We start from the raw sequence: 22,490 nt of genomic DNA, 5'->3' as shown, positions 1-22,490 counted from the left end.
TTTCCTAAAGTGTGATTTAGTCAAAACAACACCATTTGACAAAGAGCCAGTAAAAAAGCGGGGTACTACAGTCTTTTTTTAAAACAAAAAAATACAGTATACACGTTTTCTAAATGCTAAGCACCAACGTTTACACTGTATTTAAGGGTTTGGCACCCAATGGGCTGTGAGGGGCTCGAACCCGCGACCCGATGATTAAGAGTCATCTGCTCTACCAACTGAGCTAACAGCCCAAATTAATACTTTGTTATTCTAACACCTAAAATAAAAAAGTGCAATACTTATTATCAGAATGTAGGAGTGAATTTTATGGATTTTCAAGATTATGAAAAAATATTTGAAAGTTATCCCTCGATATTGAAAATTACTGATTTAACTAAAATGTTAAATATTGGAAAAAATAAAGCTTATAATTTGCTGAAAGATAAATCAATAGAAAATATAAAAATTGGAGCAAGGTACAAAATACCTAAAAAAGCTGTCATTGAGTATATATTAAAAATACAAGATGAAGGTAAAAATCATGCTATAATAGAATAGTCAAAATTTTTGCCGATATTTCAGTTTAAGAGGAGAGATTGAATTGAAATTAAGAGCAAACATAATTGAGAAAAGAGGAACATTACAAGTAATTGTATCTTATAAAGACTCTAACGGAAAAATTAGACAAAAGTGGAAAGATACAAAATTAAAAAAGAAAGGAAATAAAAAACGAGCAGAAAAAATTAGAGATGAATTTTTACTAGAATTGGAAAGTCAATTAGCTATGGAATGTAAATGTGCTAATCCAGATTTATTGTTTTATGACTATTTGCTTAATTATTTAGAAGTATCAAAAAAACAAGTAGCATTTAACACATATGTTGGGTATAAGCATTATGTCCATAATCGAATTTACAAGTTTTTCTATCCTAAAAAAATTAAACTAAATAGGTTAAAGCCTTATCATTTACAAGATTTTTACCAATATATGTTAAATGATGACTGTACAGCTAATACAGTCATTCATTATCACGCATTTATACGCAAAGCTCTTCAAGAGGCTGTTATTACAGAATTGATAAGTACAAATGTAGCAGATAAAGTAAGAAAGCCAAAAAAGAAACAATTTGTTTCTCAAGTTTATAATCAACACGAGATCTTGAAATTACTTGATATTTTGTCAGAAGAAAAGCTCTATTTGGTAGTTCTTTTAACAGCATTTTATGGATTGCGAAGAAGTGAAGTTTTAGGATTAAAATGGTCTGCTATTGATTTTTTAAACAAAAAAATCATGATAAACCATGTAATCATAGAAAATCCAGAGAATATGTCCCAGTTAATAAAGAAAGATCAAACAAAGAACTCTTCCAGCTATCGTACGTTGCCTTTGGTTGAAACGATTGAACGAGCATTAGTAAATCAAGCTAAATGGCAACAAGATAATCGTATTCTTTTAGGAGAGGATTATATTTTAAAAGATAGTGAGTACGTATTTACTATGGAAGATGGACGGTTGATGAAGCCTCAATATGTAACACATCGCTTGAGTAAGTTGATTAAGAAAAATGGATTGAAAAAAATTCGCTTTCATGACTTGCGTCATTCTAATGCTTCAATAATGTTAGATAGTGGACAGAATATGAAATCCATTCAAGAATGGCTGGGACATGCATCGTATTCGACAACTGCTAATTTATATACACATTTAACTGCAGGAGTAAAAGAGCGTGCAGCAGAAGCATTAGAAAACGCATTTGGGTTTAAAGAATAAAAAACAAAAAAACAATATCTTTGTGGTATCGTTTCTTGTTTTTAGTATTTTTTTCGTTGGCAATTTGTTGCCAGTATGTTGGCAATAAAAAAATTCACAAACTAAAAACCTATTTATAAAGTTTTATAAAGCTTTTTTCACAAGCAGAGCATTTGGTTAAGAGTCAGATGCTCTAACCAACTGAGCTATGCCCCCGTTGTATAAAATGGCTTTTCAGCTACCTCAATATTGTAGCACTCCGCTATTATTTATACAAGAGGGAATTTTTTTCAGTTGTTATTCTTGTGAAGATTGTTCTTTTTTTACAGGACAAGCTGTTTGACAATCTTCACAACTTTCCCCTTTTTTGATTCGTCGATAGGTGATGATTCCTGCTGTCCCAAAAATTAAAATGGATAAAATAATTGTTGCCATCCGTTATTACCCTCTTTCTAAAGAAGTGATTGCTTGGACACTTTCTTTGCCTGGCTTTGGTTTTCTTATAAGGAAATAAAATCCAGCTAAAACAACACCCATCGCTAAAAAAGTCCCCAGAGTTAGTGTGCCTTTTTCGACTAACACATGGCCCAATTGATAAATCACAAAACTAACCATATAAGCCAAACCGCATTGATAACCAATGGCTCCTAATGTCCATTTGAGGTCTCCCATTTCACGACGAATTGCGCCAATTGCAGCAAAACAAGGTGCACATAATAAGTTAAAAGTTAAGAACGAATAGGCCGCGACTGGCGTAAAGGTGTGTTGCAGTGCGCCCCAGACTTCTACCCCGTTTTCAGAAACATCTTTCACATTGCCAAATAAAATGCCTAAGGTACCAATAATATTTTCTTTCGCTATCAATCCTGTAATTGTGGCAACTGCCCCTTGCCAATTACCCCAGCCTAATGGGATAAATAGCACCGCCAACCCTTTACCTAGAAATGCTAGAATACTTTGACTTTCTGGAACGGGTTGAAACGTCACAGAATAATGTGACATGAACCAAATGAGAATACTGGAAACAAAAATAATCGTGCCTGCTTTTTTTACAAATGAGCGACATCGTTCATAGGCATGTCGAACCACACTTCTAAGCTGTGGCAAATGATAGGCGGGAAGTTCCATAATAAATGGTGCTGGATCTCCCGAAAAATGCTTGGTCTTTTTTAAAGCAATCCCTGATAACACAATGGAAGCAACCCCTAAGAAATAAGCAGAGGGCGAGACCCAACTTTGGTTAGGAAAAAATGCACCTGCAATCAGAGCGATAATTGGCAACTTCGCCGAACATGGCATAAAAGTCGTGACCATAATAGTCATTCGCCGATCGCGTTCGTTTTCAATCGTTCGACTAGCCATCACGCCTGGGACCCCACAACCTGTCGCAATTAACATTGGAATAAACGACTTACCAGATAGGCCGAATTTCCGAAACAAACGATCCATGACAAAGGCAATCCGTGCCATATAGCCACAATCTTCTAAAAAACCTAAACATAAAAACAGGACGGCCAGTTGTGGTAAAAAACCTAACACAGCCCCAACACCTGCAATGATCCCATCTAAAATTAAACTTTGCATCCATGGTGCTACTTGCCATTGCGCCAACCAATTTCCCACAAATTGAGGAACCCATTCCCCGAAAAAGACATCGTTTAACCAGTCTGTCCCCATTGTACCAACCGTTTGAATAGATAAGTAATAGACCAACCACATCACAAACGCAAAGATTGGCAACGCCAACCACCGATTGGTTACCACTCGGTCAATCTTATCACTGTGAGTAAATGTCATTTCTGTTTTTTTCGTCGCACACAAAGCAATTAATCGAGCAATAAAGGCATAGCGTTCATTGATGATAATCGCTTCACTTTCATCTTGAAAGATTTTTTCAGTAATTTGAATGACTTCTTCAATTTCTTTTTCTTGAAAAGAACTCAATAATAATTGCTCTTTGGTTCGAACATCTCGTTCAAAAAGTTTTAAACTATACCAACGCTGTTGCGTTTCAGGAACAGTATTCCCTAAAATATCAACAATTTCAGCAAGTGCTGCTTCTAAGCGATTATCATAAGAAGGATAAATAACCTCTGTCTCTATGGCATTCGCTCGCTGCTTACTTTGTTTTAAAGCATGATCCAACCCACGATTCTTCAAAGCACTAATCTCAACAACAGGCACGCCTAAGCCATAACTTAACTTTTCACTATTCAATGTTTGGCCGTTTTTTTCCAACAAATCCATCATATTTAACGCACAAACAACCGGTAATCCAGTTTCAATTAATTGTGTTGTTAAATAAAGATTCCGTTCCAAATTGGTCACATCGAGAATATTCAAAATCACTGAAGGTTGGTCCTCCAAAAGATAATCTCGTGCCACAATTTCTTCAGGCGTATAAGGAGAAAGAGAGTAAATCCCTGGCAAATCTTGAATAATGAGTGTCTTATCTTTCTTTGCCACCCCCTCTTTGCGTTCCACAGTCACCCCTGGCCAGTTTCCAACATATTGGTTGGCTCCTGTTAACATATTGAACGTTGTCGTTTTACCGCTATTAGGGTTGCCGGCTAGTGCAATTTGCTGAGTCATTCGCTTTCCTCCTTTTCAACCAAGATTAGTTCCGCTTCACTTTTTCGTAACGTTAGTTCGTAGCCACGTACATTGATTTCAATTGGATCAGCTAAAGGAGCTACTTTGCGAATAAAAATTACTGTTCCTTTTGTTAAGCCCATGTCCATCAACCGACGTTTCACCGCTCCTTGTCCGTGGATCCCTACTATTGTAGCGCGTTCTCCAACTTTCAAGGTATCTAAGGAGACCCAAACTTTCTCATTCGCCGAGCGCTCCTCCACATGAATCGCTTGTAAAATCGTATCTGTCAGCGCAATTCGACTATTATGTAATAAAACAATACCATTTTGATTCTGATAATTGACAAGGACAACTGCTTGGCCTGCAACGACACCTAAATTGTTCAGATGTTTCTTTGTCTGAACATCTGCTTGGACGCTTTCGACTGTATAGACTTTCCCAACTTCTGCCTGCGCTAACGTAATCATTTACTTTCCTCCATGTGAAAAAGTTTCAAACTAAAATGAGAATCGTTCTCAATTAAAAGAATACGCTTGCTTACACGGAAAGTCAATGAATTTCTGGATGTATCTCCTGTTTTCTTCTATTTTCCTTCTATATAGAGACACTTTTTTCAGGTTACCATTTTTGAAAAAAAGTCAGCACTTGTTTTTTATGTTACTAGCTACTGTAAAATTCCAATCATTCAATAACAAATCCGCTTATTTTTTCTTCTTGTGCCTAACTCAAATGTCAACACAATATTTAGTGTTTTTTCACTAAATGTTCTCTTTCAAAATTTTAATTTTTTTGTTTGTCAAACACTGACCAATGTGTTTTTTCTCCCAAAAACGAGGATTCACGTGTTTTCATTTTTCTTTCAAAAACACAAAAACTAGTATTATGAGAAAAACGCACCACAATATATAGTGTTAAAGTGTTGACTTTTTTCTACATAGATTTATACTAGTCTATGTAGAAAAAAAGAGGAGGAACTTTCAATGAACGTAAAAATCTTTTCAAAAAATAACTGTATCCAATGTAAAATGGCGAAACGTTTCCTAAGTGAAAATAACATCGCTTTTGAAGAAATCAATATCGACGCACAACCAGATGCTATCGACTGGTTAAAAGAACAAGGGTTCCAAAGCGTACCGGTAATCACATCTGAAGCAACAACCGTTGTTGGCTTCCGTCCAGACCAATTAAAACAATTGGCTAGCTAAGATGAAACTTGTTTATTTTTCAGTCACCGGTCAAACAAGGCGCTTTATTAAAAAATTGGATTTGCCTGCTTATGAACTTGAGCCAGCGAATCCTTTTTTTGAAATAAATGAGCCTTTTATTCTTGTCATTCCTACCTATGATGCAGAAATTACAGAGGTAGTGAATGACTTTCTTGATTATAAAAGTAATCAAGAACTGTTAGTTGGTGTAGCTGGTGGGGGCAACCGTAATTTTGCTGAATTATTTGTCTATACCGCCAAAGATATTGCCCGCGATTATCACGTTCCGCTTCTATACTCCTTTGAGTTTAGCGGAACAGACGAAGACGTGGAGACCTTTAAGAAAGTAGTGGAAGAAATTGAGTCTAAAAGAAATTAAAGATGTCAGCTATTTCAAACTGAATAACGAGATTAACCGTCCTGTTGATGGTCAAATCCCTTTAAATAAAGATAAAGAAGCACTCGCAGCCTTCTTTAAAGAAAATGTAGAACCGAATACACGTAAATTCAGCTCTGCTGAAGAAAAAATCAACTTTTTAATGAAAGAAGATTTTATTGAAACTGAATTCATCGAAAAATATTCAATGGACTTTATTGAAAAATTATATGCTTTCTTAGATGAACAACATTTCCAATTCAAGTCTTTCATGGCGGCTTATAAATTTTATTCTCAATACGCTTTAAAGAACAACGCCGGAACAGAGTATTTAGAAACATATGAAGATCGTGTTGCCTTTAATGCCTTGTATTTTGCGGATGGCGATGAAGAGTTGGCTTTAACATTGGCGGATGAAATGATCCACCAACGGTATCAACCAGCCACACCTTCTTTCTTAAACGCTGGGCGTAAACGTCGAGGTGAATTGGTTTCTTGTTTCTTAGTTCAAGTAACAGATGATATGAACAGCATTGGGCGTTCAATTAATTCTGCCCTTCAATTATCACGAATCGGCGGTGGCGTAGGAATTACTCTTTCAAACTTACGTGAAGCGGGCGCACCAATCAAAGGTTATGATGGCGCAGCAAGTGGTGTTGTCCCTGTTATGAAATTATTTGAAGATAGCTTTAGCTACTCTAACCAACTAGGTCAACGTCAAGGTGCTGGTGTGGTTTATCTAAACGTCTTCCATCCAGATATTGAAATGTTCTTATCTGCTAAAAAAGAAAACGCTGATGAAAAAATCCGTGTAAAAACGTTGTCTCTTGGTGTTATTGTTCCAGATAAATTTTACGAATTAACGCGTAACAACGAAGATATGTATTTATTTAGTCCTTATAGTGTGGAACGTGAATATGGTGTGCCTTATTCCTATGTAGATATCACAAAAGAATATGATAACCTAGTGGCCAATCCAAACATACGTAAACGTAAAATTAAAGCCCGTGACTTAGAAAATGAAATTTCTAAATTACAACAAGAATCTGGCTATCCTTATATCATCAATATTGATACAGCTAACAAAAACAATCCGATTGATGGCAAGATTATCATGAGTAACTTATGTTCTGAAATTCTTCAAGTTCAAACGCCTTCTGTTATTAATGGGAAACAAGAATATGAAGTTTTAGGAACAGATATTAGTTGTAACTTAGGTTCAACTAACATTGTTAATTTAATGGAAAGTCCTGACTTTGGAAAATCTGTCCGCGCTATGACGCGTGCGTTAACTTTTGTAACAGATGCTTCTGAAATTGATGTCGTGCCAACTATCCAAAATGGAAATCGTTTAAGCCATACAATCGGACTAGGCGCAATGGGCTTACACACCTTCTTCGCTAAAAATCATATGGAATACGGCTCTGAAGAATCATTAGACTTTACAGACATTTATTTCATGTTATTAAATTACTGGACTTTAATGGAAAGTAATCAAATTGCGAAAGAACGTAACCAAGTCTTCCATAATTTTGAAAAATCAGATTATGCTTCTGGTGCTTACTTCGATAAATATATTGAAGGCAACTTTACACCAAAATTTGATAAAGTGAAAGAAATCTTCAAAGACATTCAGATTCCAACGGCTGAAGATTGGGCTGCGTTACGCGATGCTGTGAAAAAAGATGGTCTTTATCATCAAAATCGTTTAGCCGTAGCGCCAAATGGTTCAATTTCATATATTAATGATACTAGTGCCAGCATTCATCCAATTACTCGCATGATTGAAGAACGTCAAGAGAAGAAAATTGGTAAGATTTACTATCCAGCGCCTTATTTAGCTAATGATACAATCCCTTACTATACTTCTGCTTACGACATGGATATGCGCAAAGTGATTGATGTCTACGCAACAGCGCAACAACACGTTGATCAAGGAATGAGTTTAACCTTGTTTATGCGTTCAGAAATCCCTGAAGGCTTGTATGAATGGAAAGAAACACCAAAACAAACAACCCGTGACTTGAACATTTTACGTCATTATGCGTTCAACAAAGGGATTAAATCAATTTACTATATTCGTACATTTACAGATGATGCTGAAGAAATTGGCAGCAATCAATGTGAGTCTTGCGTGATTTAATGAAAAGCACTTAAATAAGGCGTTCTGTTTGAGCGTCTTATTTTTTAGGAATGTTCTCTTTTTAAACAGGACATTTTCAGATATACTGGACAAAGAAGAACGGCTGCACGCTCCTATTTGGACTCTGTAGAACGTTTTAAGCGAAGAAACGAGACAACTAGTCAAACAGACTGCTGTCCCAGCATACAGGAGGAATAACCATGGCAACGTATTATGAAGCAATTAACTGGAACGCCATTGAAGACGTCATTGATAAATCCACTTGGGAAAAATTAACCGAACAATTTTGGTTAGATACACGGATTCCGTTATCCAATGACTTAGATGATTGGCGGACTCTTTCCGATTTAGAAAAAACTACTGTCGGCTACGTTTTCGGCGGTTTAACTTTATTAGATACTGTTCAATCAGAAAGCGGCATGGATCAACTGAGAAATGATGTGCGGACGCCCCATGAAGAAGCCGTCTTAAATAACATCCAATTCATGGAATCTGTCCATGCCAAAAGTTATTCTTCTATCTTCAGTACATTAAATACAAAAAAAGAGATTGATGATATTTTTGAGTGGACAAATACCAACAAACATCTGCAATATAAAGCAGAACGGATTAACGAAATTTATAAAAACGGCACTCCGTTAGAGAAAAAAATTGCTAGTGTATTTTTAGAAACGTTTTTATTCTATTCTGGGTTTTACACTCCTCTTTACTATTTAGGAAACAATAAACTAGCGAACGTCGCTGAAATTATTAAATTGATTATCCGTGATGAATCAGTGCACGGCACGTATATTGGCTATAAATTCCAATTAGGATTTAATGAATTACCAGAAGATGAGCAAGATAAACTAAAAGACTGGATGTATAATTTACTTTACGAATTGTACGAAAACGAAGAACGTTATACAGAAGAATTATATGATGACTTAGGTTGGACCGAAGAAGTAAAAACCTTTTTACGTTACAACGCCAACAAAGCTTTAATGAACTTAGGTATGGATCCCTTATTTGCGGATACAGCCAATGATGTGAACCCGATTGTAATGAATGGTATTTCGACAGGAACTAGCAACCATGACTTCTTCTCCCAAGTAGGAAATGGCTATTTACTAGGAACAGTTGAAGCCATGAAAGATGATGACTATCTTTACGGTTTAGATAAATAGCAAAAAGCTAGAAACGATCAACGTTTCTAGCTTTTTATTTTACCAACTTCCTGAGGCACCGCCACCGCCGAATGAGCCGCCACCGAATGAACCACCACTGCTGCTACCAGAACTACTATGATTAGACGGATTGTATTGTGAGTTTAAATAAGCATACGTCAAAACACTACCATCATAACTATATAAAGTATCTCCTACTAATAAACGCCCAAAAGATTGTTTTTTTGCATTTGGATATATACTTAGTAAAGAACCACGCTTAGTGGCACGTCTTATTTTCCCTTTTGTGGCAAATAACGTTGCTCCATTAAGATATAAACAATAAAAAGAAGTCTTTTTCATCTTATTTAATACTTTCTTTGTCTGTTCTGAGTTATTTAGGACAGCCTTTGTTGGTAAACAATTCAAATAATCTTGATACATTTTTTTAACAAGTTTTCTTGTTCTTAAAATTTGTAAAATATAAACAGCACAAATGAGCATCCCAGCAATACTTGCCATTAAAAGAACATTTCTTTTCGTTGTGTTAGTGTTTAACTCTGTTTGTATATTTGTTAATTCATTATCCACTTGTGCGGTTTTTGAATTGATTGCAGCCGATACTTGATCAATAATTTTATTGAGACCTGTATTATAATCCTCGTCTCTAAAAGCCTCTTTTACTTCTTCATTATTAATAATATCATCCGCATAGCTATCCGTTAAAATACTCTCTAAGCCATATCCAACTTCCAAGCGAGACTCGCGATCCTCAATTGCCATTAGAAAAACCACACCATTATTTTTTTCACGATCCCCTACACCTAATTGATTAGCAATCTTATTGCTGTAAGATTCAACAGATTCCCCACTAGGTAACGCAGGAACGGTAATAAGCATAAATTGTGCGCCATTCGCATTTTCCAACAATTGTTGATTCAATTGAAACATTTTCTGTTTAAGTTGATTTGAGACAATACCTGCATTATCTGAAACATAGATATTAGCATCATTAATGTTCAACTGCCCATTCGTTCCAGTAATTGTCACTAATTCATTTTCACCAGTTATTTCTTGTTTAGAAAAGTTATTTATTGTTGTCTGGGTTGACGCTTCAGTCATTTTCCCTGCTAAAATATCGTCTCTCTTTTTTTGTAAGGCATGTTGCTTCTCTCTCAGTGCAGTTTGTTTTGCTTCATAAGAGATTCCCTTTCCTTCATACCAAGCAGCCATTCCTAATATTAAAATCATACTTAAACTAATTACCACAACAATCGTTGTATTCCGCTGATGCTTTTTATAAAACAAACGAACTTTTTCTTGAATTTTTTCGACTTTTTTATCCAACCTTCCTCACTTCTTTCTTTTAACCCAAATTTTCTACAAATTTTTTATTTAAATTCCACTTGTGGTACTTCTTTTCCCTGCTCTGTCGCAACATAGTTAGTTTTCTTCTCAAATCCTAAAAGTTTTGCAATTATTTTATCAGGGAATTTTGAAATCTGTTGGTTATATGTTTCAACAGCTTGTATATAGTTACGGCGTTCAACAGAAATTCGATTTTCAGATCCTTCTAATTGAGTCATTAAGGTTTTGACATTTTCAGAAGAAGCTAACTTTGGGTAATCTTCATTCAATACTGTAACAAAATTACCTAATCCTTTTTCAATTTGCTCATTTGCTTGCCCTTTTTCAGAAGAAGATTTTGCTCCTGCGTATGCTTTACGTGCTTCCGTTATTTCTTTTAAAACTTCTTTTTCTTGAGTCATACTGCCTTGAACACTACTGACAAGATTAGGAATTAAATCAGCACGTCTTTGCATTACATTCTCTACTTGTGACCATTCTGCTTCGACTTTATTATCTAAAGTAATCAATTGATTATAAGCTTTCATCACAAATGCACCAATAATCACAACGACAACAACAATAATACTAAGAAATTTATTTTTTTTATTCATCTTACTTATCACCTTTCTTTCTAACTCGTAATACAATCATAACTCTTTTGTAATCTTTTTGAAATATTAAACTTAAAAAATCAGTCCTAGGTCCTAGAAGAAAACCGCCATAAGCATTTTAACTTATAGCGGTTGTCATTAATTATAAATAGATGTTTCTACACATTAATCAATCGTAATTTTGTTACATTATTTGAAACAGATAGATCTTCGATAACATCGGCATACGTTAGGCCTTTAGGCAAATCAATAGTATAGATATTCGTATAGATTTTTGTATCATCTACCCAAGAAACATTGAAATTCACATCATAAATTTCAATATGTTTTTCTTCAAAATACTGATTAATAAATTCTTTGGTTTCTTGTTTATGTTGATAGCGAATTTCTAATTTTTTGATTGTTGGTACGTGAATAATTCGTTTGACAATGGTTAAGGCAAATAATACACCGATAAAACTTGTTAAGGCAATCGTATAGTAGCCCATGCCCACCGCGATCCCTAAACCAGCAACGGTCCATAGTGACGCTGCTGTCGTCAATCCGGTGACACTTTGTTTCGTTACAATGATGGTTCCAGCACCTAAAAAGCCGATTCCACTTACAACTTGTGCGATCAACCTTGCTTGATCTGAACGAATGACCCCCGTCAAAGCCGGATTAGCTAACGCATCTTTCAATGCATTGATTGCAATTTGCGACTGAATTAACGCAATAATAGCCGCGCCCATACAAACTAAAATGTGAGTGCGCATCCCTGCTGGGCGATTCTTATATTGTCTTTCAAAACCAATTGCGCCACCCATCACCATCGCTAGGACTAACCGTAAAATAATTTCTGGAATTGTTAGCTGTAACATCCTTTTCACCTCTTCTTCTATTACTTCCAGTATAACAAAAAAAGAACTTGAAACATAAGGAAATCCTTATGTTTCAAGTTCTTTTTCATCAACGATTATAATTTACTTGCAGCTGCATCATCAATGATTATAACAACATCTTGATGGTTTTGTAATGCACTTGCTGGCATGTCTGTTGTTACTGGTCCGTCAATCATTCCTTTAATGGCCTCTGCTTTTGCTTCGCCATAAGCCATTAAAATCATTTTTTTACCTTTCATGATTGAGCCAATCCCCATAGAAACAGCACGTGTTGGGACATCTTCTACTTTGTCAAAATAACGTTTGTTTGCGTTGATTGTTGATTCAGTCAACTCAACGACATGTGTTAAGCTATCTAGAGGTGTGCCTGGTTCGTTGAAACCAATGTGTCCATTTTGACCAATACCTAAGATTTGGATATCTACTGGATGTGCATCGATAATTTTTTCATATTCTGCGGAAGCAGCATCTAAATCTTCTGCTTTACCATTTGGTACAAATGTTTCTTTAAATGGTTTTTTGTCAAATAAGTGTTTGTTCATGAAATAACGGTAACTTTGCTCATCTTCGCCACCTAAACCAACATATTCATCTAAGTTTACAGAAGTCATTTCTGTAAAGTCGACATCACTTGCTGTCATTTCTTTATATAATGTTTCTGGTGTACTACCTGTTGCTAAGCCTAAAACTTTCGCACCATTGTTCATACCTTCTTTAATTAATTCAAACGCTTTTTTGCCGCCTTCTTCTGCATTTGCTACACGGATAATTTGCATTTTGACACGCTCCTTACGGTTTATTTTGGTATAGTCCAATTATAACACCTTCTGAAAAAAATTTCTAGAATAAAAGAAAAAAACTTCTATTTCCATCAGAAATAGAAGTTTTCGAGCTTGTTTAACAGATTAATATTGTGGTGCGTCGGGATCCACATACGTATTTGGATCAGCATAAGCGTTTGGATCTGTGTACGTATTTGGGTCAACGTACGTATTCGGATCATAGGCTCCTTCTGCTGCTTGTTGCGTATTGCCGTTGTATTCTGTTTGTCCGGCTGTGGTGTCCGCTGTGCTACTCGAACTAGTAGAGCTATTGACACTTGAATCACCAGATTCACCAATCAGTGCAGTATCTGTAACAGCATAGCTAAACTGATTATAAAAGGCTAAATCTTTTTCACGTTCAGAAGCATGTTCTTTTAAACCAAGTTGTTTTCTAAGTGTTGTTTGTGTTTTGTATAAACTATTTGGATCTAGGACTTGATAATAAATATCATCAATAGTTGCACTGTATCCTTGTAATTGTTCAGAGTCAATTGTTTTAAAGGCAGACAAATATTTTGATTGGATGTCCATCATGTCATCCCAAGTTAAGTCTGTTTTTACATTGGCTTCAACAGCATCAAGAATTTTTCGATATTTTGAAACACCGTCAAAACTCATGACTTTGCGCACAATTTTCTCAACAACTTCTCGTTGGCGGCGTTGACGACCCACATCTCCTTCAGGATCTTCGTGACGCATCCGCGCATAAGCCAAACCTGTCGTGCCATCTAACTTGATTTTACCTGCTGGAACAGTAATACCGTCCAACGTAAATTCACCAATCGTATTATCTACTTCAATACCGCCTACCGCATCAATCAGGTCTTTTAACCCTTTCATATTGATGGATACATAATGATGGATGGGAATATCCAGTAATTCTTGGACTGTATTAATCGCCATTTCGGCGCCACCAAATGCATAGGCATGGTTCAATTTGTCTTGTGTGTCATTTCCAACAATATCTGTTAGAATATCTCTATCCAAACTGATCATTGTGGACTTGTTTTCTTTCGGGTTGATGGTTACAACCATTGTAGTATCTGAACGACCTTGTTCTGTTCGGCCTAAATCGCCTGTGTCAATCCCCATTAAAAGAACAGAGAATGGTTCTTGCGCATCAATATTAGCCGTGGCTCCTTTATTGGACTTACGGTTAACTGATTGATAGATCCCATTAATTGTTGAATTGGCATCTGAATACATCTTAATCCCGTAAGCACATACCCCAGCTACTACCACTAGCAAGACGCTCAAGAAGCCCAGTACTACTTTTTTCCATAGTTTCATAAGACACTTCCTCGTTTATCTAAGAATAATTCTTAATTCATGCCCTTTATTTTCTCATAGTTTGCTTATTCAAGCAATATTTTTTATTTTTTGGAACAAGAACTTAACACAATTGTAAAATAAAAGAGCGCTTTATCAAGGAACAATTGTTATTTTTGAGAAAGTGTTTGCAGAAATTCTTGATAATGTTTCTGTTCATTCGTTTCAGTGATAGTTATTTTCTCAAATGCACCATTTAGTAAATCAGTCAGTGATCCTTCAATCAAATGCGTAATCGTGGCATTCCCAATTAATTCCATCCAATAACTGTCATCAGACGTTTCGTGGACGACTGTTTTCACCATACCTCCAGCATTTTTGACGGTTATTTCTTCATAAAAAACACCATCTTTCAATAACGTATAAAGTAAACTACTTGCGCACATAGCTGTCCCACAAGCACTTGTAAAACCTACACCACGTTCATACGTTCGAACAAATAGTTGATTTTTGCCAAGAATTTCAACAAAACTCACATTTATCCCTTCTGGAAAATACGGATTTTCATTATTTACATAGGTAGCGATTCGTTCAAATTCTGGACCATTTAAGGTTTCGTGATCCACAAATGCTACAAGGTGCGGATTAGGCACTGCTACCGCTGTAAAGCGAATGGTGTTAGATAAGGCTGGTACGATTTCATCAATTAATGTTTGGACCCCTAAATGCATTGGGATAGTGACTGCTTCAAAACTTACTGGCGAAATTTCCACTTGGTAAGTCGCTACTTCTTCAGCTAAACTGGGGGCTTGACGTACTTTCAAATCTGCAAACATTGTTTCAACTGTAAATGATTTTTCTTGGTTTTTTTCAGCTAAATAACGGGCAACCGTACGCAAGCCGTTCCCGCACATGCTTGCTTCACTACCATCGCTGTTAATCACTCGCATTCTAGCATTGGACGTGCCGTGAGTCCCTTCTCCTACCAAAAGTAACCCATCTGCTCCCGCCAATAATCCTGTTTCCCGCGAACATAACTGGATGCGTAATTGCTCAATTTCCTCAGCGGTTAAAGAACGCTCAAACTGTGTTTCATCCAATAAAAAGAAATCATTTTCTGACCCGTGTACTTTTTGCATCATAACATTCATTTTTTTAGCTCCTTCTTTATGTATCCGTTATCTTTCCCTACTTACTTTAGTATGCCATAAACGAACAACTATTTCGACCCTGGATTTGTAAAAGGAAAGAGTCAAATGACAGCCGTCATTTGACTCTTTCCTTCACAATTGGCAAACTTATTTTGCTGCTGCAAAAAGTTCGTTTACTTTATCCCAGTTAACAACGTTCCAGAATGCTTCAATGTAATCTGGACGAACGTTTTTATATTTTAAGTAATACGCATGTTCCCAAACGTCAAGACCTAAAACAGGTGTTTGGCCATCCATTAATGGTGAATCTTGGTTTGGTGTTGAAGTGATTTCTAATTTACCGTTATTCACAACTAACCAAGCCCAACCTGAACCAAAGCGGCCAGTTGCAGCTGTTTTGAAAGCAGCTTTCATTTCATCAAAGCTACCAAATGTTTCATCGATTGCTTCTTTAATAGCGCCAGTTGGTTGTCCACCAGCATTTGGTGCCATAATTTCCCAGAAGAATGTATGGTTTGCGTGACCGCCACCATTGTTACGAACGGCTGTACGGATATCTTCAGGAATAGCATTCATATCTGAAATTAGGTCTTCTACAGATTTTTCGCCTAATTCTGGATGTTTTTCAATCGCTGCGTTTAAGTTAGTCACATAAGTGTTGTGGTGTTTATCATGGTGTAAGTGCATTGTTTCCACGTCAATGTAAGGTTCTAATGCATCATAAGCATATGGTAATTCTGGTAATGTGTAAGTCATTTTTTAAATCCCCCTATTTTTTAGTATGTAACATACGTCTTTCATACAACTATTATGATAACAGAGTGAACCGCTTTCTACAAAATAGTTTGCTTGCCAAAAGAAAAGTTTTACAAAAGAGGGAGATTACCTTGTGTTTCCCTCATAAATTCGCTAGAATGACCTGTAGAAGAACGATGTGAGGAGTAAATAAATGAATACATTGCAATTATTTAAGCAGGCCTTTTTTTCAGTTTCAGAATTACGGCATGCGAAAAAAATGGCGTTTTGGAAAGTAATTCTCTATGCTGTTTTTTTAAGTGCTATTTTAGCACTACCTATTACCAAACAAGTCTTTTCTGTGCTACAAGAGGTGCAACAAGATGGCCAAAAAATTGCAGAAAAGTTGCCTGACTTTTCTATTGAAAATGGCACGTTGCAAACAAAGGCCAAAGAATCTGGTTTTATTTATCAAACCGACTCGATTATTTTTACGTTTGATCCAGATGGAAAGCGTACAGCCGCTGATGTCCAAAAGGATTTAATTGGTAATGCGTTTGGTTTGGCTTTTTTACAAGATGAATTTGTAGTCGCCTTACCAAATTCAGGCGCAACTGAATCAATTCTAGGCACCGACCAATTTATCTTCCCCTATAGTAAAGGAACCTTAGATGGCGTTAACGCTCAGAGTATCAAGACTGCGCTAAGTGAAGCAGCGATCCCCTGGTGGACAAAACTCATTGTCTTTTTAGTGGCTATCTACCCTGTTCTAATCGGTTTAGTTTTAGACTTACTGATTGCCGCTATCGGTGCATCTCTCTATTCAAAATTACGTTTTTATTCTTTACGTTTGATTGATTGTTTAAAAATTATTACGTATTGTGCTACCGTGCCAGTTATCTTAAGTGCTATTTTAAACTTCGTAAATCCGATGTTTAACGATGGCATCCTAGTTATTTTACTGAGCCTATTCTTTTTCTTTGTTACAACCAAAAACGAACCGCGGAATATCCCTGGTTCTTAAAAAAGGTGTTGTCCTTGAGACAACACCTTTTTGCTATTCTTCAAATTCTTCTTCATCTGTTAGTTCAGGTAAGTCAATCGTGGTCACCGCAGATTGGCCAATTTGCGTTAAATATGCAGCTAATTCATCCACATTTTCCACAGGTGACACGGCTGCTTCAATTGCCATTGCTAAATTAAGTCCGGCGACCACTCGCAATTGCGGATAAGTGCCCATGGCCATCATAGCCACATTACAAGGTGTTCCTCCTTTTAAATCAGCTAATACAAGCGTCGGGACATTGCCAGCTTCTTTTAAGATTGCTGCCAGTTTTGCTTGCGTGCCGCTCAAGCCATCTTCTGCGGTCATTGACACAATCGCAGCGTCTGCTAATTCCCCGACAATCATTTGAGTAGAAGCTAAGGTTTCTTCTGCCATCCGTCCATGGCTCATTAAAATTAATTTTGGTTTCATCATTTCCTCCTAAAAATACTGCTGATAAATTTTTGTTCGTGCTTTCAGAAAGCCACGTTCTTCACGAGTGGGATGAATCCGATTCGTCAACAAAATTAGGGCTTCTTTGGTCTCTTTTTTCATACCAATCGCCGTTCCAGTAAAGCCAGTATGATACAAATAGCCTGCCCCTGCTTGCGTCTTTTTCACTTCCCAACCAAATGTACGGCCCCCTTGATTCATAGACCAGAGAGCATCGAACATTTTTTCAGAAAATAATGGTTTGCCAGACGGGTAGCGATTGTTCATAAAACACTGAACAAAAGTGAGTAAATCTGGTAAAGTTGCAAATAAACCTGCACTGCCGATTGGCGCTTTTAGTTGATAGGCTTTCGAATCGTGGACCACTCCCTGAATAACGCCGCGTTGTTTTGTAATCTCTGTGGGCACTGCCTGGGCAAAATCGCTGACCGTAAAACTTGTATGCTGTAGGTTCATTGGTTGAAATACGTATGTTTGAAAGCTCTCTTCTAATGAGCAGCGATCCAATACTTGAATAATTTCTCCCAATAAGTAATACCCTAAATCAGAATAAGTGGTTTTCCCTCGTTCAGATAACGAATGCGTTAAAATGATTTCTTGCAAGCTTTTTTTTGTGACATTTTTCTTATCGACAACATCAGCTGGCAGTCCGCTCTGATGCAGTAGAAGCTCCCCAATCGAACAAGATAGTCCTTGATAATCAGGTAGGATTTCCCCCACAGTGGTTGAAAAAGTAAGCTGATTTGTATCGATTAATTGTAACATTCGATTTGTTGTCCCAATAACTTTCGTTAAGGACGCTAAATCATACAGGCTAGCTGATGAAATCTTTTGTCTTGCAAATGGACCAGTATTACCTAAAAAGCCCGTATACTGTTCTGATAAGCTATCTTCTGTGATCGTCCCCCAAGCGACACCCGGAACGACTTGCTGATTAATCAGTCTCTGAATTGTTTCTTGAATTGCGATTTGATTCATTGTTCACCACTTCTATGCTAAAACTTCTGAAATCCGTCCGTCATGTTCTGCTAATAGTTGTTTGGCTTTTTGAAAATCAACGTGGGCTTTCGCCATTACAATGGCTGGTGCCACTTCTAGCTGTGCTGCCTCCAAGTATTCTTTGGCTTGCGATTCCTCGATTTCTGCTGCTTCTTTAATGATATTCGTGGCACGTTGAATTAATTTTTCGTTCGTTGGTTGTACGTTGACCATCAAATTTTGATAGATATTCCCTACTTTAACCATAATCCCTGTTGAAAACATATTTAACACCATTTTCTGTGCTGAACCCGCTTTCATTCTAGTTGATCCTGTAATGACTTCCGGTCCTACAATTGGCGCAATCCCAATTTCCGCCAATTGATTCATCGGACTTTGATTATTACAGGTAACTGAAATGGTTAGAGCGCCCACTTTTTTTCCGTATTCAATTGCGGAAACAGCATATGGTGTCCGACCACTAGCAGCAATCGCAATTACGACATCTCGGGCAGTCAATTGATGTTGTGTTAAATCTTCGATAGCTAATTCTTTCGAGTCTTCAGCGCCTTCAATTGCTTGATACATTGCTTTTTCACCACCAGCTAAAATACCAAATGCGCGTTCTGGCGACACACTATATGTGGGCGTTAATTCAATCGCATCCAAAGCACCTAAACGTCCAGACGTTCCTGCACCACAATAGATTAAACGGCCCCCTTTTTTAAATCGTTCTGCCGCTGCATCAATTGCTGCAGCGATCTGCGGAAGCACCTTTTCAATTGCTTGTGCTACCTTTTGGTCTTCTTGATTTATTAAAGTTACCATTTCTAATGTTGACACTTGGTCAATCTTTTTAGTCGCTTCATTTCTGGCTTCTGTCGTTAATCCTTCTAAGTTCATTTGCTTGCACACCCCTACTTCTCTTTTAGACGGCTGACAAGTTGACTCGTTTCAATCATATTACGTTCAATTTCTGTGTCTAAATCATCTTGAATTGAACCTAAATACAGAACATCGCCAATTGCCATTGACGAAGCAATCGATGAAATAGCCCCAACTCGAATGAGGTGCTCATTATTGGGGACTAAAAGAACTTCATCGCTCAATGATCGCACGTTTTCTCCATCGTTACTGGTAATAAAAATAACCGTTGCGCCCCTATTTTTGGCAATTTCACAGGCGATTAAGGCTTCTTTTGTCAAACCACTATAGGAGACCGTGATCAAAATGTCTTGTGCCGTTGCATAATTTAAAAACTCCAACATCATGTGACTATCATAATTAAAAATTGCTTGGCGACCAGCGCGGTTAAACTTGTGATAAAGATTATAAGTCGTTAAAGAAGAGGCACCAATTCCAACCAAATGAATTTTTTCCGCTTTTTTAACATGCGCGATTGCTCGTTCCAAGGCTTGTTTATCCACTGTATAAAATAAATCCTCAATCGTAGCATTTAATAAAGATTCCACTTTCATACAAATAGTATCCACCGAATCATCCGCCGCTACAATTGGATCAATATCTTTTTTACCGTTACTGGCAGCTTGTACCGCTGCAATGGATAGTTTTAACTCTTCCCAGCTGTCAAACCCTAATTGTTTAGAAAAACGGGTAACTGATGCTGGAGAAGTTTCGCTATTGCTAGCAATTTCGTTTGCTGTTAATGAGAGAAGACGGGTCGGATCCTTCAGTATATAGTCTGCGATTCTCTTATTTACTTTGGAAAAGTCCTTATATTTTTGTCTGATTGAACGGATTGGCTCCATCTTCTCATCTCCATTTCTATTTTATGAAAGTTAAAATTGCTTCGTTTGGTTCAGAAGGGATCATCTGTGCGGTAATAGTCACCCCATTATCTGTTAAACGACGAACGGTTTGAATATCTTCATCGGTTAATGCAACAGATTTTTTAATTGCTCGACTGCCTTCTTTTTGAGAAATATTGCCGACATTGAAGCTCTGTAACGGAACACCGCCATCAATTAAAGCCGCCATGTCTGCAATGTCTTTCGTAATTAAAAAGACTTTCTCTTCATCATAATTGCCTGCTAAAATTTTTTCAATCGCTTTACGTTTTGATAAAATAGATAATTTAACTCCTGCAGGCTTAGCCATTTTTAAGGCACCAATTTGTAATTGATCTTTGACAGCGGCATCATTTACTACCATGATTCTTTGTGCGCCAACCGTATTCGTCCAAACGGTTGCAACTTGTCCGTGAATTAAACGCTCATCTACTCTTGCATGTACAATTGTCATAATAAATCTCTCCTATTATATACTATTTTTTTAAAATAAACCGCCAACCCAAGCCAACATTGGTTGTAAATTGCCTAAAACCATGCCAATTAAAATTAAAACAAAGATTAGCCGTGTTGAATTCATTTTCTTTTTCCCTAGTAACCAATAGGATAAAAGAACAATCCCTAAAGGAATTAATGCGGGTAAAATTTTATCCAACATTTCTTGAACAGATAATGTTACATCTCCCATTTTATAAGTTAAATCTAATTTGTAAGTAATTACCGAAGGAATCAAACCGCCGACCACCGTTAACCCTAAAATAGCTGCACCTTGCGTAAACAATTTCATTTTATCCGCAAATTCTGTCGCAATTTTTTTCCCTTGATGGTAACCAATCCAAGTGAATTTATAGCGAACCCATAGGACCACTGCTCCGGCAATTAACGGGATCAGTAACCCAACAACCTGGCCCCCTTGCGCCATGTAAGCTGCAATCGAAAAAACAATCGCACGATAAATCGCGATAAAAATGGTATCACCAACACCAGCAAACGGACCCATTAGACCTGTTTTCAAGCCAGTAATGGCCGTTTCATCTTCAATGCCGACTTCTTCTTCCAAAGCCATATCAGCCCCGACAATTAAGTGCGACATGGCTGGCGTTGTATTCATAAAGCCAAGATGTGTCTTCAAGGCTTTCTTCATAGCTACTGGATCTTCACTGTATAGTCGCTTTAATGCAGGCATCATCACCCAAGCGTAACCAAGTCCTTGCATTTTTTCATAGTTCCAGCCCCACTGATAGCCAAAAAGATTACGGACGTAAACTTTATTAATATCCTTTTTTGTTAATTTGTTAGTCATCAATCTCAACCTCCTCATCATCTTCGTAAATAACCGTGCCACTTGTTGTAGCTGCGCCGCCTTTGTTATGATTCATCACATAAATCGCTGCTAAAGCCAAGCCAACCAGTGCGACACCTAAAACTGAGAAGAATTGGGCCCCATAAGCAAGTAACACGAACCCAATAATAAAATAGGGCCAGTATGTTTTAATTGGTAAGTAACGCATTAAAATAGCAATCCCCATCGCTGGTAAAATAGCACCTGCTGCTTTTAACCCATTCATCACCCAAATAGGAATCCAATTGTTGATAGCGTTTACAACTTGTTCACCAAAAGCTAGGCCAATAAAAACTGGGATGACACGAGAAATCGTCCAAGGAAAAATTCCTAAAACATTGCAGCGCTCGACCCCTTTATAATTGCCTTCTTCCGCATAACGATCTGCTTTGTGTTGGAAAAACGTATTAGCCATTCTGCCTAAAATATCTAGTTGTGTTAATAATAACCCAATCGGAACCGCAACTCCGATACCATACTCTGCCCCTTTCCCTGAAATGATTGCATAAGCCGTTCCCATAATGGCCCCCGAAAGAAAGTCTGGGACTGTTGCTCCTCCATAAGTCGCTACGCCTAATGTCATCAATTGAAGCGTTGCCCCAATCATCAAACCTGTTTGAACATCCCCTAAGACCAGGCCAGTAAACGTTGCAGCAAACAATGGTGTATATGGACCAATCTGAATAGAAATTTGGTCAAGTACACCAACAACTGTGTAAAGACATAAAATCAAAATAATACCAATCGATACTGTCATGCTTTCTCATCCTCCTTGAATGCGTTTTCTTTTTTGTATTTGTAGAATACCATTAAAGAAATATCATTTCAAGTTCTTTTTAAAAATATT

The 22,490-nt window shown here is 37.1% G+C and carries 24 protein-coding genes and 1 tRNA gene; 7 read left to right on the top strand and 18 right to left on the bottom strand.

What is annotated here, in order from left to right:
- Window positions 1-160: 160 nt before the first annotated feature.
- A tRNA-Lys gene (locus PYW42_RS01900) sits at window positions 161-233 on the bottom strand.
- 76 nt (window positions 234-309) lie between these two features.
- On the opposite strand from PYW42_RS01900, the gene PYW42_RS01895 reads away from it, so the two are divergent.
- Both PYW42_RS01895 and PYW42_RS01890 read left to right on the top strand, forming a co-directional pair.
- Window positions 310-540 (top strand): helix-turn-helix domain-containing protein, encoded by a 231-nt coding sequence (locus PYW42_RS01895; RefSeq protein WP_002355366.1) that lies wholly within the window; start codon window positions 310-312, stop codon window positions 538-540.
- A 43-nt stretch (window positions 541-583) separates the two neighbouring features.
- Window positions 584-1,753 carry a tyrosine-type recombinase/integrase gene (locus PYW42_RS01890; protein ID WP_002355365.1) on the top strand — a complete coding sequence of 390 codons (1,170 nt, stop codon included), beginning with the start codon at window positions 584-586 and terminating at the stop codon, window positions 1,751-1,753.
- Between the two features lie 276 nt (window positions 1,754-2,029).
- Here the strand turns inward: PYW42_RS01890 and PYW42_RS01885 are convergent, their stop codons facing one another.
- From PYW42_RS01885 to PYW42_RS01875, 3 genes are read right to left on the bottom strand one after another with little or no spacing between them, the layout of a single operon-like run.
- Window positions 2,030-2,167, bottom strand: a complete 138-nt coding sequence (locus PYW42_RS01885) for a hypothetical protein (protein WP_002355364.1) — start codon at window positions 2,165-2,167, stop codon at window positions 2,030-2,032.
- 6 nt (window positions 2,168-2,173) lie between these two features.
- Window positions 2,174-4,324 carry a ferrous iron transport protein B gene (gene feoB, locus PYW42_RS01880; protein ID WP_002355363.1) on the bottom strand — a complete coding sequence of 717 codons (2,151 nt, stop codon included), beginning with the start codon at window positions 4,322-4,324 and terminating at the stop codon, window positions 2,174-2,176.
- Window positions 4,321-4,794, bottom strand: a complete 474-nt coding sequence (locus PYW42_RS01875; RefSeq protein WP_002355361.1) for a ferrous iron transport protein A — start codon at window positions 4,792-4,794, stop codon at window positions 4,321-4,323. The genes feoB and PYW42_RS01875 overlap by 4 nt, the downstream gene beginning before the upstream one ends.
- Before the next feature lie 513 nt (window positions 4,795-5,307).
- Here PYW42_RS01875 and PYW42_RS01870 point away from each other — a divergent pair.
- The 4 genes from PYW42_RS01870 to nrdF all read left to right on the top strand — a co-directional run bounded on the left by PYW42_RS01870 (window position 5,308) and on the right by nrdF (window position 9,217).
- Complete coding sequence (locus PYW42_RS01870) at window positions 5,308-5,532, top strand: redoxin NrdH (protein WP_002355360.1); 225 nt, start codon at window positions 5,308-5,310, stop codon at window positions 5,530-5,532.
- A 1-nt stretch (window position 5,533) separates the two neighbouring features.
- Entirely contained in the window at window positions 5,534-5,911 is a 378-nt protein-coding gene (nrdI, locus tag PYW42_RS01865; protein ID WP_002355359.1) for a class Ib ribonucleoside-diphosphate reductase assembly flavoprotein NrdI, read from the top strand.
- Window positions 5,892-8,051 carry a class 1b ribonucleoside-diphosphate reductase subunit alpha gene (nrdE, locus tag PYW42_RS01860; protein WP_002355358.1) on the top strand — a complete coding sequence of 720 codons (2,160 nt, stop codon included), beginning with the start codon at window positions 5,892-5,894 and terminating at the stop codon, window positions 8,049-8,051. The genes nrdI and nrdE overlap by 20 nt, the downstream gene beginning before the upstream one ends.
- 200 nt (window positions 8,052-8,251) lie before the next feature.
- Window positions 8,252-9,217, top strand: coding sequence for a class 1b ribonucleoside-diphosphate reductase subunit beta (gene nrdF, locus PYW42_RS01855; RefSeq protein WP_002355357.1), 966 nt, complete (start codon window positions 8,252-8,254; stop codon window positions 9,215-9,217).
- A gap of 39 nt (window positions 9,218-9,256) precedes the next feature.
- Here the strand turns inward: nrdF and PYW42_RS01850 are convergent, their stop codons facing one another.
- The 7 genes from PYW42_RS01850 to PYW42_RS01820 form a co-directional block, all read right to left on the bottom strand.
- A complete protein-coding gene (locus PYW42_RS01850) occupies window positions 9,257-10,543 on the bottom strand; it encodes a TPM domain-containing protein (protein ID WP_002381196.1) in 1,287 nt (428 codons plus the stop codon).
- 44 nt (window positions 10,544-10,587) lie between these two features.
- Window positions 10,588-11,157 carry a LemA family protein gene (locus tag PYW42_RS01845; RefSeq protein WP_002386098.1) on the bottom strand — a complete coding sequence of 190 codons (570 nt, stop codon included), beginning with the start codon at window positions 11,155-11,157 and terminating at the stop codon, window positions 10,588-10,590.
- Window positions 11,158-11,315: 158 nt separating this feature from the next.
- Window positions 11,316-12,017 carry an MgtC/SapB family protein gene (locus PYW42_RS01840; RefSeq protein WP_002355354.1) on the bottom strand — a complete coding sequence of 234 codons (702 nt, stop codon included), beginning with the start codon at window positions 12,015-12,017 and terminating at the stop codon, window positions 11,316-11,318.
- A gap of 95 nt (window positions 12,018-12,112) precedes the next feature.
- The gene (gene nagB, locus PYW42_RS01835) at window positions 12,113-12,814 is read right to left on the bottom strand and encodes a glucosamine-6-phosphate deaminase (RefSeq protein ID WP_002363019.1); all 702 of its coding nucleotides are present in this window, start codon (window positions 12,812-12,814) and stop codon (window positions 12,113-12,115) included.
- A 129-nt stretch (window positions 12,815-12,943) separates the two neighbouring features.
- The gene (locus PYW42_RS01830; protein WP_002386097.1) at window positions 12,944-14,152 is read right to left on the bottom strand and encodes an LCP family glycopolymer transferase; all 1,209 of its coding nucleotides are present in this window, start codon (window positions 14,150-14,152) and stop codon (window positions 12,944-12,946) included.
- Window positions 14,153-14,301: 149 nt separating this feature from the next.
- Window positions 14,302-15,282 (bottom strand): diaminopimelate epimerase, encoded by a 981-nt coding sequence (dapF, locus tag PYW42_RS01825; protein ID WP_002363017.1) that lies wholly within the window; start codon window positions 15,280-15,282, stop codon window positions 14,302-14,304.
- 147 nt (window positions 15,283-15,429) lie between these two features.
- The gene (locus PYW42_RS01820) at window positions 15,430-16,038 is read right to left on the bottom strand and encodes a superoxide dismutase (RefSeq protein ID WP_002361201.1); all 609 of its coding nucleotides are present in this window, start codon (window positions 16,036-16,038) and stop codon (window positions 15,430-15,432) included.
- Window positions 16,039-16,231: 193 nt separating this feature from the next.
- Here PYW42_RS01820 and PYW42_RS01815 point away from each other — a divergent pair, with 193 nt between their 5' ends.
- Window positions 16,232-17,041 (top strand): DUF1189 domain-containing protein, encoded by an 810-nt coding sequence (locus PYW42_RS01815; protein WP_002355344.1) that lies wholly within the window; start codon window positions 16,232-16,234, stop codon window positions 17,039-17,041.
- Window positions 17,042-17,074: 33 nt separating this feature from the next.
- Here the strand turns inward: PYW42_RS01815 and PYW42_RS01810 are convergent, their stop codons facing one another.
- Genes PYW42_RS01810 through PYW42_RS01780 form a run of 7 tightly spaced genes read right to left on the bottom strand, consistent with a single transcriptional unit; the run spans window position 17,075 to window position 22,400 of the window.
- On the bottom strand, window positions 17,075-17,494 hold the full coding sequence (locus PYW42_RS01810; protein ID WP_002363016.1) for a PTS sugar transporter subunit IIA: 420 nt from the start codon (window positions 17,492-17,494) through the stop codon (window positions 17,075-17,077).
- A gap of 9 nt (window positions 17,495-17,503) precedes the next feature.
- Window positions 17,504-18,493: a serine hydrolase domain-containing protein gene (locus PYW42_RS01805; protein WP_002355341.1), complete on the bottom strand. Its 990-nt coding sequence runs from the start codon at window positions 18,491-18,493 to the stop codon at window positions 17,504-17,506.
- A 12-nt stretch (window positions 18,494-18,505) separates the two neighbouring features.
- Window positions 18,506-19,396 (bottom strand): N-acetylmuramic acid 6-phosphate etherase, encoded by an 891-nt coding sequence (gene murQ / locus PYW42_RS01800; RefSeq protein WP_002355340.1) that lies wholly within the window; start codon window positions 19,394-19,396, stop codon window positions 18,506-18,508.
- A 14-nt stretch (window positions 19,397-19,410) separates the two neighbouring features.
- Window positions 19,411-20,262 (bottom strand): MurR/RpiR family transcriptional regulator, encoded by an 852-nt coding sequence (locus PYW42_RS01795; protein ID WP_002355339.1) that lies wholly within the window; start codon window positions 20,260-20,262, stop codon window positions 19,411-19,413.
- 16 nt (window positions 20,263-20,278) lie between these two features.
- Entirely contained in the window at window positions 20,279-20,755 is a 477-nt protein-coding gene (locus PYW42_RS01790) for a PTS system mannose/fructose/N-acetylgalactosamine-transporter subunit IIB (protein ID WP_002355337.1), read from the bottom strand.
- Between the two features lie 30 nt (window positions 20,756-20,785).
- On the bottom strand, window positions 20,786-21,604 hold the full coding sequence (locus PYW42_RS01785) for a PTS system mannose/fructose/sorbose family transporter subunit IID (protein ID WP_002355336.1): 819 nt from the start codon (window positions 21,602-21,604) through the stop codon (window positions 20,786-20,788).
- Window positions 21,597-22,400, bottom strand: coding sequence for a PTS mannose/fructose/sorbose/N-acetylgalactosamine transporter subunit IIC (locus tag PYW42_RS01780; protein WP_002358431.1), 804 nt, complete (start codon window positions 22,398-22,400; stop codon window positions 21,597-21,599). The genes PYW42_RS01785 and PYW42_RS01780 overlap by 8 nt, the downstream gene beginning before the upstream one ends.
- Between the last annotated feature and the right edge of the window lie 90 nt (window positions 22,401-22,490).

Source organism: Enterococcus faecalis (genome assembly GCF_029024925.1).
In the GTDB taxonomy this organism is placed as follows: domain Bacteria; phylum Bacillota; class Bacilli; order Lactobacillales; family Enterococcaceae; genus Enterococcus; species Enterococcus faecalis.
The sequence above is the reverse complement of the archived record's forward strand: the minus strand, read 5'-3'. Positions and strand labels throughout refer to the sequence as shown.